We start from the raw sequence: 14270 nt of genomic DNA, 5'->3' as shown, positions 1-14270 counted from the left end.
GTTACCCCGCTTTCCGCATGATGTCTGCCATAAATTCGTCATAGGCGAGGCCATGATCTTTCAGAATGTTGGCTAATTTGTCGTAGGAATTTTTTAATCCGGTCTTTCTATCCGATTTTTGCTCAATCGATAAAAGCTCTCGGTATAGAGGGATAATTGTTTCGTCCAGAATGGTGCGATCTGGGACCCGACGATTTGAATGATATCCGATAACTTTCCCCTGAGCATTCTTACTGGGGGTTACATGGGCAATTACCCAGTAATGATCACCGTTTTTGGCACGGTTTATCACATAAGCGAATATTTCCTGCTGTTTTTGGAGTGTGTCCCAGAGAAGCTTGAAAACAGCCCGCGGCATATCAGGGTGACGGATCAGGCTGTGTGGTTGCCCCAAGACGTCCTGTTCTTTGTAACCAGCGATGGAAAGGAAAATTTGATTGGCATAGGTGATACGACCTTTCAGGTCGGTTTTACTGACAATTATTTCATCGTCGGCAAAAAAACGTTCCTTATTTGTAATGGGTAAGTTCTTCATTTGGACCTCGGCAAAGGGGTGGCAAAGTTGTGTAAGATCCAGTCGTACTGCGAGCACTAAAATGAACGATTCGTTCCGTTCAATTTTCTGGTTTAACATCTAGAGGTTTTGGCCTCGTACACGTTAAGATTTTATGAAAAGAAGACACTATTTCACATATATTTTTATGTACAAAAAGATATATGTGAAATGCGGGTTTATTGAGATTTTAGCCGAAGTTTACTTTAGAAAATAATGTACTGTAATTTTGTTCATAATCAGCTGCTTAAAGGAAATTGTTTGAGATGCTAATCTTTTCACGGTTGTTTTTCGTGTTTTGTGGGTGAAGATTTTTTCAAAAACTCTGATAGAGTTCTAACAATTCAAAAAGGGGCAGGTTTTGTTGAGATGTTTTTTTCGAGTAAAGCGCTTGTTAAAATCGGTAACCCTGCTTGGTTTTTTTATCCAGCTTTTCCCTTGGGCAGTGGTTGCTGCACCAAGTCTTTTGATAGAATCTGGTGAGAATTATACAGGGGACCTGGATACCCTTGTTGAAAAACGCACTATTCGTATTCTGGTGAATTACAGTCCTACAAACTTCTTTATAGCTGATGGAAAACCACGCGGGTTCGAATACGATTTGATGGAAGAATTCCGTCAGTCACTTCAAAAGCAAATCCCTAGGGATAAATGGCCAATCGTTTTTATCTACAAGCCTGTAGCTTTTGGAGAACTTCTGCCATTGCTCAAAGCCGGATACGGGGACATTGCCGTTGGGGGGCTGACCATTACCAAAGAACGCAAGCAAGATATCGATTTCACCAAGCCTTATTTGCAGAATGTGGCTGAAATTATTGTTGGGCGAGCTGGGGCGCCCGTGATTGACAAGCTGGATGATATGTCGGGAAAGGCTATCTTTATCAACCCAGAAAGCAGCTTTGCCGAGGGTCTTGCATTGATCAATAACGATTTTGACGAGCGTGGCATTGCGCACATCAAGATGCTTCCAGCGAATATAAAATTAACTGATGAAGACATCCTGCAGATGGTGAATTCAGGCATTGTTGATTATACGGTTGCTGATTTGCATGTTGCTCAAAACTGGGCGGAAATCTTTCCGAATTTGAAGCTTTACGAAGGTATTAGGATCAGAGACGACGGTAAACTTGCGTGGGCTATTCGCAAGGATAGCCCAAAGTTGATGGCAGCAATCAACAAATCGATGAAATCTGTGAAGAAGGGAAGTTTACTTGGGAATATCTATTTCAAAAAATATTTTGAACAAACCAAGTGGATAGAAAATCCTTTGCATAGTAAAGAGAGTAAAAAACTTAAAACAAAGCGAAAGCTATTTGAGAAGTACGGGCTAGAGTATGGAATTGATTGGTTGGCGCTTGCTGCGCTTGGCTATCAGGAATCAAGGTTAGATCAGTCCGTTAAAAGCGATGCAGGGGCAATTGGCATAATGCAGGTCTTGCCAACGACAGCAGCAGGAAACCCGATCAATATCAATAATGTTAATGATATCGATGGTAATATTCATGCTGGCGCAAAATATCTGGCTCATTTGCGGGATGTTTATTTTGATGACCCTGACATCGCAGACGATGATCGCTTGGATTTTATGCTCGCGGCCTACAATGCAGGACCCAACAAGGTTCAGTCAATGCGAGAACAGGCTGCAAAAGAAGGTTTAAATCCCAACAAATGGTTCTCAAATGTAGAGCAGATTGCCCGTAAAATTATCGGCCGTGAAACTGTTGATTATGTGGCAAATATCACAAAATATTACAGCGCCTACCGACTTGCCTTTGACTATCATGTCAGTGATTTGGAGAAAGATTAGGCTATATTTGGTACACATAGGTATCAGATCAAAAAATCATCCCAAAAAAATCTTTAAGCAAAAATGACCCCAAACGGCTGATTAATCCATGATGTTTCAGTAACTCATCTGATTTTAATCGTTCAGAACTTTGGGCCAGTTACGATCACCTTTTTTGATGTTACCAGAAATATCTCGTTCCCATCGATTTTGAATATCAGCGCTATAGTTCAAATAGAGTTTGTTATCGACAATCTTCCAGGCATTGGGATCAGTAGAGGCTATGTCCCCCTGAGCCACCGCCCATGCGCAATAACCGCCATATTGTGGAGCATAAGCCTTAGGCGTTGCGATAAAGGCATTCAGGTTTTCTTTGTTCGCAAAATACCAGGTTGCACCCATCCATTCTGCCTTGTGGTCTTTGGACCCTTCTACGGGGGTGCCTGCTTTGAAATAGGCGACGGGATCATAACCATTAATGGCAACGGATGAGAGAAAACTGGTATAAACCGGATCCTGAGCGGCATAGGATGTTGTCGGCACAGATATAAGAGCGGCAGCAGCAAGTCCTGAACCTGTTATCTTCAGGAAGTGGCGTCTATTGATATCGTGCGAACGAGGCATTGTTTATTCTCCAAATAACTTTGCCTAACAAGGTAAGTAGTTTGGGGATAAAGTGCATATCACATTTCGTTGAGTGAATGCTCAAGAGCGTTGGATCTTTGGGGAAAGGTGTCGTGCCGAGCATTTTTAATAAACTACTTATGAGTATTAACTTTTTACTACCAATCTCTATACGGATCGGTCCGATTTGATTTAATGTCGGGGATCATGATTGAGCAGAAAGATTTGAGAATGGCGAACCAGAGAAAACGGTTACGTGATTTAGGCATAAAGGTTGGTGATTTACCCACTGGTCTCCTAAACGCAATCACAGACGTACCAGGCCTCGAAGTCGGGCACTGTACTGTTGTGGAAGAGACGCCATCAGTATTACGCACAGGTGTTACGGCGATCTTGCCATTGGGAAAAGAAAAGCTCTGGAGTCACGGTGTTTTTGCCGGATCAAGTGTCTTTAATGGCTATGGTGAAATGACCGGACGTGGCTGGCTGGAAGAAGCCGGGCAATTGTCATCACCAATACTGTTAACGTCGTATTATGGGATTGGCGCGGTTCATCGGGGGATAAACCAGCTTTGCGATGACAAAGATACGCATAGTGGCACGCACCCGATTGTTGCTGAAACCTGGGACGGTTGGTTGAGTGACCCCAATGCTTTTGCCTTGACGACCGACCATGTTGCCAAGGCCATGGACGATACACATTCTGGTCCTGTGGATGAAGGCTGTGTCGGTGGCGGAACGGGTATGGTTTGCCATGATTTCAAATCAGGAATAGGGACTTCTTCTCGGCAGGTGAGTGTTTTAGGGGAAACCTACACCGTGGGTGTGCTGGTACAGGCCAATTATGGTGATCGTAAAGATTTTCGTATCAATGGTGTTTCGGTTGGCGAGCAAATTCCGGGTTCAGAAGTTCCTGTACCAGATCGTAAAAGAGTCCCTCATGTCGAAGACGGGTCAATCATTATTGTTGTCGCAACCGATGCACCGCTTTCATCGAAGCAGTGTGACCGTCTTGCCCGACGGGCAACTCTGGGATTGGGGCGAACAGGGGGGTATGGGCATAATGGGAGTGGCGATTATGTTATCGCCTTTTCTACGGGGAATATTCTGAAATTGCGCGAAGAAGGGATGCACGAAGATTTAAAGATTATTCCAGAGAAAGATATCAATATGATCTTTCACGGTGTGGTTGAGGCTACCGAGGAAGCAATTGTTAATTCCCTTTGCAAGGCGACAACAACAACCGGCTATAAAGGCAGGGTAGTTCACGAACTACCGTTGGAGCGGTTAACTTCTATGCTGACCTAAGAAGATACTGAGATTAGATTGATTCCCAGATTTTGCGCAATAGTTTCTGCGTCTATTGTTTGTATTGGGCTCTGAGGTTGAAGCCAGTGCTTAAAGTCATCAATCGCACGCCCACATAGATGACTTGGTTCATGCACAAGATAATACCCGCGCCCGGTTTCAAGTATTGGCCCAAATGGTACCTTCAGGCTATTGGTACGAAAATTGTCATAGATTAAACTGAGATCACCCAGGGAAATGCCAAAGCCATTTTCTGCTGCACGTACGGCTAGATCAAGTGTTTCAAAGGTTGGCCCAGTCAGAGATATAGCCTGATCGTGGTTTGATTTTTCTACCCATAATTTCCAGTCTCGTTGATCTAGTGTGGTGTGTAAAAATGTAAGACCTTTAAAGTTTTCCAATGTTATTTTTGAAGCATCTGGTGATGCAACAGGAAGCAAATATTCGTTTGAAAGCTTTATGGTGTTGAGATTGGTCCATTGACCGTCCCCATAGATAATACCAGCATCAAAGCTGTAGTGGTCAAACTGATTATTTAGAAGTGTTGTTGTTACGCGCACATCAAGCAGGGGAAGGTCTTTTTGGAGCTGATCTAATCGTGGCATCAACCATCTGATGGCAAAGCTTGGTGCTACCTGTAACCTTATTCTTGCGGATTTGTTTTGGGCGTCAGAAACGGATTGATCAACAAGATCGAGGGCCGTTGTTAAATTTTGTGCGAGCGCGTTCCCTAAAGCAGTGGCTGCGATCGTCTGTTTATCTCGTCGAGCAAGTGGCAGGCCTAATACATTTTCAAGTTTCTTTATTTGCCGACTGATAGCACCTTCGGTTACGCAAAGTTCTTTTGCAGCGGCTTTAACACTCCCCAATCGAATGGTTGTTTCAAAAGCACGGATAGCGTTAAGAGGGATCATTGAATTTCGCGACATGCCTTAGGTTATCATTTTTTTGAAAAACGGTGAACTTGAATAAAACTCAATTAAGTTTTGATTTAAACTGAATATCTAATAAATCCAAATCGTTTAAAGTATTCCGAAGATTTTTTTCTTGAGTAAATATCAACTTGATATCTTCGGGAGTTCAGATAAATGCCACAGACTGACGGTGATCATAAAAAAGTTATGGAAGCCCTTTATTGGTGGGGAATTCCAACATTGTTTCGCTGCCCCTATGACGAAAATCCAACTGGTTGCGATATAGGATTAGTTGGGGTGCCGCATTCGTCGGGGAATGGGACAACTGAAAAAGATCAACATTTGGGGCCGCGTGCTGTTCGCGATGTCTCTCCAATTGGCAGGCGTGTTCATGGTAAATATCAACTTGACCCATGGGCTGAGAGCCGCATTTTTGATCTAGGAGATGTGCCTCTCCCCGAGGCAAATGATAATGAAGCGTCAATTCAGCGAATAACAGATTATTATGCACGTTTGGCACAAAGAGAAATATCAACCGTGTCCATCGGAGGGGACCATTCGGTAACAGGGGGAATACTTCAAGGCCTTGCCTGTGAAGGATCAAAATTAACGAAAGGAAAAAAAGTAGCTCTGTTACATTTTGATGCGCATACAGACACTTTTCATAACTTGGATCATTGGTTGGGTGCTAAAAAATCTGCGGCACATTGGGCGAGTTATCTCGTTCAGCAGGGGCAGGTTGACGCAAATTTAAGTTCGCAAATCGGTATCAGAGGAAACTTACGGACGCTGGACTGGACAACTACGAGTGCTGATCTGGGTTATCAATTGATAACGAAAGAACAGTTTGACGAGATTGGGACGGAAGAAACAATTCGACGGTTTCGGGATCGTATTGGGGATGATCCTGTCTATGTCACCTTTGATTTGGATTGTCTTGATCCATCTATCGCTCCTGCTGTTTCTAATCTCGAGGCAGGATCGAATGGTTTCTCAATAGATCAAGCCAATAGCCTTTTACGTGGGATAAGAGGTTTGAATGTCATTGGGGCTGATGTCGTCTGTCTGATGCCTACAAAGGATAATCCCAATAAGATTACTTCTATGGTCGCTATGTCTATTATGTTCGAATTGATTTGTTTGATCTCAGACAAACAAAGAAGATTACGCTAAAGTGTAGTGATAGAAAGTGCCTGAAATTTAATGGTAATTTAGATTTAGAGTCATCGAACCATCTTCAATGTGTAATACTTTCGCTTTACCGATCACAAACTAGAAAGATCTTGTTTTCTTTGTCGTTGGTGTGAGGTCGTTATGTTTACCGTTATAAAATCCCGAATTGATATCAAATTGATTATTGCTTTGATTGCTGTGCTGGTTCCTCTTATGGCTGGAGTGCTTTTCGGATTTGAGCTTCTGATGAAAACCATCATGCAGAAAGAAGAAGCTCGTACCCAACTACTACGCGAAATGAATCAGATGCTGCGGGCAGAAATCACTGACCTGCAAGCAAGTTATCTTTCGATCGGGGCTCACCTGGAAGTCAATGCCACCAGAGAAATAGAAAATTGGGCGTTATCTCAAGGTGCAAGCGTTACAATTCATGATGGGCGAAACAGTATTAAAAACCGCTATAAAAAAAGAAATCAACGCAGGGATCTATCTAAGAACGGTTTTTTTGTTATTGATGATGGGGCAGGAAAACCTGCGTTATCTCTTGGCGTTTTTGCGGGTACTAAATATCAGAACCAGGTGAAAGAATTTCGTTTCTCTAATCTTGTTCTTGCAGATATTAAGCGGGAAGTGACAAGGGTTTCTCAGGAAAATTCGGGCGATGATGCTTTGGGGCGAAAGGTATTGTCACTCAAAGGAATACTCGCTGATGCAACGTTGGAAGCAGAACAAAAACGTATTGCAATCCTTGAGCATGTCGATGTGATTCGTGAAAAGGATGTAGAAGTGAAAGCTTTTGCGGATTTGGCGCTTTTCATTTCAATCGGTCTTGGCAGTGTTGCTGTCATTTTGATCCTGGGTGTTACCTTTGGTGTTAATCGCAGTCTGGTTACTCGATCTTTAGTTCGGTTGCAGACGGCTGCCCGCGACGTTGCTGATGGTGAAAATGTGACCCTGCAAGAAACAAAACGTATTGATGAGATCGGTTCTCTTGCCCGGGGGATTGAACGCTTTCAACAAGCAAGAGACGAAGCGGTTGTTTTACGGGAAGAGAACGAAAAAGAACGTCTTCGTAATCAAAAGGCGGTCGAAGACAGGCTTACTAATGTAGCTTCTCAATTGGAAAGCGGTATGAATTCCAGTGTGAAAAGCGTCAGGTTACATGCGGATGACTTGGCAATCATGTCGGATCAATTACAAAATTTTGCAACCAATACCAATCACCAAGCTGGAGAGACGATAGAACTGGCAGATATCAATGCCAAAATGGCCGGTGAAATAAGAGAGCTTTCGGAAGATCTTATATCCTGTAGCTCAGAAATGTCGGAAGCCGTAGATCAACAAATCAAACTAACTTCTTTGGCGACAAAAGATACCAGAGAAGCCCACTCTACTGTCGAAGATCTTTATGAAACGGCTAATCAGGTGGACGGAATCATTGAAATGATTCAGAAAATTGCCGGGCAAACGCACCTTCTGGCTTTGAACGCAACGATTGAGGCTTCACGGGCCGGGGTGGCTGGGGCCGGTTTTGCCGTTGTTGCCGAAGAAGTTAAAAAGTTATCTGCGGAAACATCACAAGCCACAGATGCGATTGCCGTCAGAGTTAAGTCTATTCGTGACGTGTCTGAGCAGGCAGCGCAGGGTATTACGACTATTGAGGGGCGAATCAATCAGGTGGATCAATCAATGCGCGGCCTTGTACAGCTGTTTGAAGCCCAATCAAATGCTTCTAACGGCATTGCCCGATTTGTGAAGGATTCTGTGGAAAATGCCAACAAGGTATCCGGCAGTACAGCAGCCATGCGGGATGCTTCGCGGACCACAGGCGATGCAACCGATAAATTGATGAAGACGTCGGATATGATTAAATCTGCTTTGGGGCATATGCAAAATGATTTGAAGTTGATCCTAAACGCGGCATCATCGCCTGTTTAGGGATTTGGTTTCTTTTTAATTCAACTTAATGTGGAATAGGCTTTCCAAGTCCGATACCCTCTTTAAATAAAGATAAAATTTAGGGAGCGATATCATGAACCTCAAGCTTGGACCAATTTTGAATCTGCGAGTTGCGGAAGATGACTTTTGGGATTTGTCGATATTAGTTGTGTCAAAGACACCGACTGCTGATGTGGTCTTCAAGCTGGAAAAAGGGGAATGTGTATCTCGTTCAACATTATATGAGGCCAAGGGTTTTATCACATCGCGGTTTGATGTTCGTGTGTCGCGCGAAAAGGAAGCCGTAGAGGTTAAATATTTTGTTGGATTTGATTTTTGGATGTTCAGTGTACCGGCTCGCGGGACTGATCCCCAAATGACTTTTCTTTCCTGTAACGGTTTCTCTGCCCCGAGTGAAATCAAAAAAGTGGATGATAAAAATGCTATGTGGAAGACTCTTCTCTTTCAGCATAGGATAACGCCTTACAATTTGATGATTATGGGCGGCGATCAGGTTTATGCTGATGAAATATGGGAACGATGCTCTGAAGTTAAAAAATGGGTTGAATTGCCTCGTCGAAAGCGAAGAGAACGCAAGTTCACGACGGTGATGCGGGATCAGGTTGATCGCTTCTATTTTGATCTTTATTGCCAACGATGGAAACAGCCTGTTGTGGCTGAGGCACTTGCTTCTATTCCCACCGTTATGATGTGGGATGATCATGATATTTTCGACGGTTGGGGGTCTTATGCTGCCGAAGATCAGGAGTGCGAGGTTTATCAGGGCATCTTTAGCATCGCACGTAAGTACTTTGCTCTGTTCCAGCAACAGCTTTCGGTAATAGAAGGTGAAAAGCACCCCGCAGCTTTACCGACCAAAGGTTTTTCAACGATCCACCGGGTTGGAAATTATTTGGTGTTATCATTGGATGCTCGAACGGAAAGAACACAAAAACAAGTTCTCTCTCGGGAAAGTTGGGATTTGATTTGGCAATATCTTGATGGCTTGAAGTCTGTTAGCGAGGGGGGGGCTAAACATTTACTCTTTGTTTCTCCTGTACCTGTTGTCCATGCGGACTTTGGGTCTATTGAAAGTCTTATGGGATGGTTGCCTGGTGAACAGGAACTTGAAGATGATTTAAGGGATCACTGGCAAAGTCCTAATCATCGTGCAGAGCGGTTGCGAATGATTCATCGATTACTTGGATTAATGACTGATAAGTCTTGTCGTGTGACCATTCTTTCTGGCGATGTGCATGTTGCTTGCCTGGGTGTTATTGAAAGCGAGCGGGGAGAAACTGCGCCCGGGCGATCAAAGGTTATAAATCAGCTCACAGCCTCTGGTATTGTCCATCCTTCCCCGCCGAAGTTGATGGGGTGGCTGTTAACGCAATTAAGCGACGAAGTTGAGCCGATTGAGCAAGGTATTACAGCCCGGATGATGGAGTTACCAACACAGCGAAGAAAATATATTCTTGCCCGAAATTTTCTGAGCTTGGAACCGGATAAGGAAAATCGCTTGTGGGCGAACTGGTACGTCGAGGGGCTGGATACCCCTGTTACAAAAGTAATCCACGCTATTCAGTGATATGTATTTAAGGGATTGGCCTGCAGCTTTTAAACCGTGCGGGTGACGTATTCTTCGATCATGGGATGAGCAGGACGTTTTTGATAGCCTTCTTCAGTAATGCCGCGGAGGATAAAATCTGCAGTTGTTCGATTACAGGCGACAGGTGTTTCATAAAGGGTAGAAATTCTGATTAGGGCTTTGACATCAACATCGTGTGGCTGTGGCGTCATGGGGTCGACGAGAAAGAACAATGCATCCAGTTCGTCGTTAGAGATCAAGGCACCAATCTGCAGATCCCCACCAAGCGGACCGCTTTTGAACGCGGTTATATCATGTTCAGGAAGGTTTTCTGCCAACAGACGGCCTGTTGTTCCCGTAGCAACGATGCGAAATTCTTTTAGCTGTTCTTGGTTTTCGTCTGCCCATTCAAGAAGCACAGGTTTCATTCGATCATGGGCAACCATTGCAATCGTTCGTTTGGGGCTATTGGCGGAACTGCTGGACATTATTATCTCCTTGTTTGTTAGGCATAATATCGCGTTAATAGAGACCATTGTCCAAGGAATTTTGCGAAGATGTTAACCAATCCCGCACACGTTCAGCCTGTGGACTCAATGGTTTGTGATTGGGCCATAAAACCCAGAAGTCTCCACCAAAATGAACTGGTTCGTCATCCAGCTTTACCAAAAGGCCATGTTCAACCAGATGATCAACCAGATGCCACCACCCCAGGGCAATACCGCCACCCGCCAGTGCAGCCTGAATAACCAGGGCGTAATCATTAAGACGTAATCCTTCGCCGTAATCTTTCCAAACCAGTCCTTTGGCCTGAAACCAGGTATTCCAGTTCGGTCGATCCCGGTAAGGTTCTTCCAGATATATCAAGCGTCGTTCTGCGAGTTCAACTGCGTCTTTGGGGCGACCATTTTCTGCTAGATAGCGTGGACTGGCAACGGGGTAAACTTCTTCATTGGCAATCTGAATGGCATCGTGCCCGGGCCAATCGCCTGTGCCACGTCGTATCCCCAGCGGGATCCCTTCAATTGCAGGATCAATATCTTTATCAGTCGTTTGTAATCGCAGATCAATTTCAGGGTTTTTTGCCCGAAGTGTGCCCAACCTTGGCACGATCCAATAGTTGGCAAAAGCAGTTGAACAAGAAAGGGTGATGCTACCTTCACTATCAGAGCGCGATAGTTCTTCTGCAGAACGGTGGATATGGCCAAGGCCCATGGTGACGTCGTTATGAAAGCGTTTTCCCGCATTTGTTAATTCAACCGAGCGATGTCCGCGATAAAAGAGCTGCACATTCAACGCGCTTTCTAACTGTTTGATTGCATAGCTTATGGCTGCTTGGCTGACATTGAGTTCTTCTGCGGCCCGGGCAAAAGATAAATGACGGCCTGCCGCTTCAAAAGAGAAGAGAGATGCGGGCGACTGGATAAGTGATTTTAATTTTCGCATAAATTAAACTTAGCCTAAGAATAAGATTTTTAGTCAGTCACAACTATATTGCATAAGTATACCATATGCCTATTCCTATTATTCTCGGAAGAAAGTAAGGCAATGGAACAGTCGGTCGATCATGTTGATAGTAATGAGCATCGTGTAGGAAGGGCCCGAAACCGTGGCCGCGCAGCCAGGCAAGCAAGTCGTATGGATGGGGCAGGACAAAATTCACACCTGAAGACTCCTTTTATAAGTCGTAAAATTCCAACCTATGATCTTCTTGATGAAGAGAACCTGATTAAAATCGAGAAAGCCGCGGATACCATTCTGGCAGAGATTGGTATCGAGTTTCGAGAAGACCCTGAAACAGTAGAGCTATTTCGAAAGGCGGGCGGGCAAGTCACAGATATTTCTGCTGAAGCCTGGAATATCAAATTTGAACCCGGCATGATCCGGGAACTTCTTAAAACAGCACCTGAACGTTTTACGCAACATGCGAGAAATCCGGCAAAATCAGTTGAGATCGGTGGTGATGCCATGGTTTTTGCTCCGGCCTATGGTTCACCTTTTGTGATGGATATGGATAAGGGGCGGCGTTATGGAACCCTTGATGACTTTGAAAATTTTGTGAAGTTAGCACAATCCAGTCCATGGCTTCACCATTCCGGAGGAACGATTTGTGAACCGACGGATATACCGGTCAACAAACGCCATCTTGATATGGTCTATGCCCATATTCGTTATTCTGATCGTCCGTTTTTGGGATCAATTACGGCACCCGAGCGAGCAGAAGATAGCATAGAAATGTGCCGTATTCTTTTTAGCTCTGAGTTTGTTGACCAGAACTGTGTGATCATGGGGAACTTTAATTCTACATCACCCTTGGTCTGGGATGGTATTTCTACCCAAGGCATTCGGGCTTATGCCGCGGCGGGGCAAGGTTCCATTCATTTACCTTTCTTACTTGGTGGTGCGGTTTGCCCAGTGACAATGCCGGGTGCTGTGGCGCAAGGGTTGGCTGAGTCCATGGTTGGCTGTGCCTTGACGCAGCTTGTGAGGCCCGGTGCGCCGGCTATTTTGGCTTCTTTTCTCTCGTCCATGTCGCTGAGGTCAGGTAGCCCGACCTTCGGAACGCCTGAGCCTGCTTTGGGAAGCTTGGTTATGGGGCAGTTGGCGCGCCGATTAAAATTACCTTTGCGTTGCGCAGGTAACTTCGCGACATCAAAATTACCTGATGGGCAGGCAATGGTGCAGGCCATGATGTCGATGATGTCCGCGGTACAGGGCGGCGTTAATTACGTGTTGCACTCCGCGGGTTTCTTGGATGGTCTGCTCTCAATGTCTTATGAAAAATTCATGATGGATACCGATCTTTGCGGGGCATTGCATGCTTACCTTGAAGGCCTAGAGATCAATGATGATACTTTGGGTATTTCTTCTTTGCGCGAAGGTGGGCCAGGGCAACACATGTTTGGAACCGCACATACGCTTTCACATTATGAAACGGCATATTGGGATACGGAACTCAATGATGATCAGCCTTTCGAAAGTTGGAGTGAGCAGGGTGGCGATGACGCAATGATCCGAGCCAATCGCAGATGGAAAAAGATATTGGCAGGCTATCAGGCACCGTATTTGGACGAAGATACTGACGCAGCATTGCTCGATTTTATGAATCGGCGCAAAGCTGAAATGAAAGACGCTTGGTACTAAAGAGTATCCTGTCAGGTATGTGGAATTGGCGAGAGAAATTTGTGAGGCCTAAGTCATGAAAATTACGGATATTAAAGTTACTCATGTAAACGTACCTTTTGATGCGCCTTTCTGGTGGACGGCAGGGCTTTACCCCGGGGCATCAAAATCGATTATCGAAGTTTTTACTGACGAAGGTGTCGTGGGCTTAGGGGAAGCGCCCTGGTGGCATTTTGGTGAAATCATTAAGGATGAGATCGCGCCTGCCCTTATTGGTGCTGATCCACTGGATATCGCTAATTGTGAAGCGCGCTGTGTCCCGCCGTGGCAGATAACGGCAAATACAGGCGAAAATGCGATCTCTATAGCTTTTGGTGCGTTGGAACTCGCGCTTTGGGATATCCGTGGAAAAGTGATGAATATGCCGCTCTATAAATTATTGGGTGGTGCCGTCAGAAAAGAGATTCCCTTTACGGAGTATTTTGCTTTCCGGCCAGAGAACGATGGAGCAGGTGGCGAAATGACTCCTGAAGCTATTGTCGATTACTGCTTGGAGATGAAAGAAGAACACGGTTCGAGCTATTTTGAAGGCAAGCTTATTCAAGGTGCTCCCGAACTTGAAATCAAAACGGTTCGCCTTTTGCGAGAAGCACTTGGGCCTGCCGCTATGTTGCGGCTTGATTCAAATATGCAGTGGTCTTTAACAACGGCACGTTGGGTTTTAAGGGAACTGGAACCCTACAATATCCGAAACTATGAGGACCCGGTTGCGACCTTTGAGGAAATGGCCGAGTTACGCCGCCATTCGATAATTCCCTTTTCGACCCATGTACCGGATTTACGGCGCGCTGTTGCCTTGGGTGCACCTGACTATTTTGTCTGTAACTTTGCGGCGCTGGGTGGCATTGGGAAAACAATGAAATTCATTGCAGCCTGTGAAGCCATGGGTAAAGGTTTTTGGTGCTATTCAAATGATCTGGGCATTATGACAGCGGCCTATTTACATGTTGTTGCTGCAACGCCGTGGATTACAGAGCCATCACAATCCTTGTTCCGTTGGCAAATTGGGGATGTCATTGAGAATGGCCCCTTCCGTCAGACAAATAACACCATAGCAGTACCCGAAGGGTTGGGACTGGGTGTGGAACTGGATACAGAAGCGATGAAGCGCTGGCATGGACACTTCGTTGAACATGGCCCTATGAGCCATTTCAATGATCCCAAAAATCCCGGCTTGTTTCGTCAGTTGCCACTTAATTAACC

At 45.0% G+C, this 14270-nt stretch carries 12 protein-coding genes; 7 read left to right on the top strand and 5 right to left on the bottom strand.

From position 1 onward, the window contains the following. Position 1: 1 nt before the first annotated feature. Positions 2–535, bottom strand: coding sequence for a PAS domain-containing protein (locus WH96_RS02875; protein ID WP_047762581.1), 534 nt, complete (start codon positions 533–535; stop codon positions 2–4). A gap of 409 nt (positions 536–944) precedes the next feature. Here WH96_RS02875 and WH96_RS02870 point away from each other — a divergent pair, with 409 nt between their 5' ends. Further along, on the top strand, positions 945–2360 hold the full coding sequence (locus tag WH96_RS02870) for an MltF family protein (protein ID WP_162200105.1): 1416 nt from the start codon (positions 945–947) through the stop codon (positions 2358–2360). 114 nt (positions 2361–2474) lie between these two features. Here WH96_RS02870 and WH96_RS02865 read toward each other — a convergent pair whose 3' ends face one another. Further along, entirely contained in the window at positions 2475–2963 is a 489-nt protein-coding gene (locus tag WH96_RS02865) for a YHS domain-containing (seleno)protein (RefSeq protein WP_047762580.1), read from the bottom strand. A gap of 231 nt (positions 2964–3194) precedes the next feature. Between WH96_RS02865 and WH96_RS02860 the strand changes: the two genes are divergently transcribed. Then, complete coding sequence (locus WH96_RS02860; RefSeq protein ID WP_047762579.1) at positions 3195–4271, top strand: DmpA family aminopeptidase; 1077 nt, start codon at positions 3195–3197, stop codon at positions 4269–4271. Here the strand turns inward: WH96_RS02860 and WH96_RS02855 are convergent. Further along, on the bottom strand, positions 4268–5200 hold the full coding sequence (locus tag WH96_RS02855; RefSeq protein ID WP_082130287.1) for a LysR substrate-binding domain-containing protein: 933 nt from the start codon (positions 5198–5200) through the stop codon (positions 4268–4270). The two genes, WH96_RS02860 and WH96_RS02855, sit on opposite strands and share 4 nt — an antisense overlap. A gap of 159 nt (positions 5201–5359) precedes the next feature. Here WH96_RS02855 and WH96_RS02850 point away from each other — a divergent pair, with 159 nt between their 5' ends. The 3 genes from WH96_RS02850 to WH96_RS02840 all read left to right on the top strand — a co-directional run bounded on the left by WH96_RS02850 (position 5360) and on the right by WH96_RS02840 (position 9884). After that, the gene (locus tag WH96_RS02850; protein ID WP_047762577.1) at positions 5360–6358 is read left to right on the top strand and encodes an arginase family protein; all 999 of its coding nucleotides are present in this window, start codon (positions 5360–5362) and stop codon (positions 6356–6358) included. A 141-nt stretch (positions 6359–6499) separates the two neighbouring features. After that, complete coding sequence (locus tag WH96_RS02845) at positions 6500–8296, top strand: methyl-accepting chemotaxis protein (protein ID WP_047762576.1); 1797 nt, start codon at positions 6500–6502, stop codon at positions 8294–8296. 94 nt (positions 8297–8390) lie between these two features. After that, complete coding sequence (locus tag WH96_RS02840; RefSeq protein WP_047762575.1) at positions 8391–9884, top strand: alkaline phosphatase D family protein; 1494 nt, start codon at positions 8391–8393, stop codon at positions 9882–9884. 29 nt (positions 9885–9913) lie between these two features. On the opposite strand, the gene WH96_RS02835 is transcribed toward WH96_RS02840, so the two are convergent. Continuing rightward, positions 9914–10372, bottom strand: coding sequence for a methylglyoxal synthase (locus WH96_RS02835; RefSeq protein ID WP_047762574.1), 459 nt, complete (start codon positions 10370–10372; stop codon positions 9914–9916). A gap of 34 nt (positions 10373–10406) precedes the next feature. Beyond that, positions 10407–11330, bottom strand: a complete 924-nt coding sequence (locus WH96_RS02830; protein WP_047762573.1) for a LysR substrate-binding domain-containing protein — start codon at positions 11328–11330, stop codon at positions 10407–10409. 102 nt (positions 11331–11432) lie between these two features. Here WH96_RS02830 and WH96_RS02825 point away from each other — a divergent pair, with 102 nt between their 5' ends. Then, entirely contained in the window at positions 11433–13028 is a 1596-nt protein-coding gene (locus WH96_RS02825; protein WP_047762572.1) for a trimethylamine methyltransferase family protein, read from the top strand. Between the two features lie 55 nt (positions 13029–13083). Then, complete coding sequence (locus tag WH96_RS02820; protein WP_047762571.1) at positions 13084–14268, top strand: mandelate racemase/muconate lactonizing enzyme family protein; 1185 nt, start codon at positions 13084–13086, stop codon at positions 14266–14268. Positions 14269–14270: the final 2 nt, after the last annotated feature.

This window comes from Kiloniella spongiae (genome assembly GCF_001026905.1).
GTDB classification, from domain to species: domain Bacteria; phylum Pseudomonadota; class Alphaproteobacteria; order Kiloniellales; family Kiloniellaceae; genus Kiloniella; species Kiloniella spongiae.
Note: the sequence above shows the minus strand (reverse complement) of the source record. Positions and strands in the feature narration are given on the sequence as shown.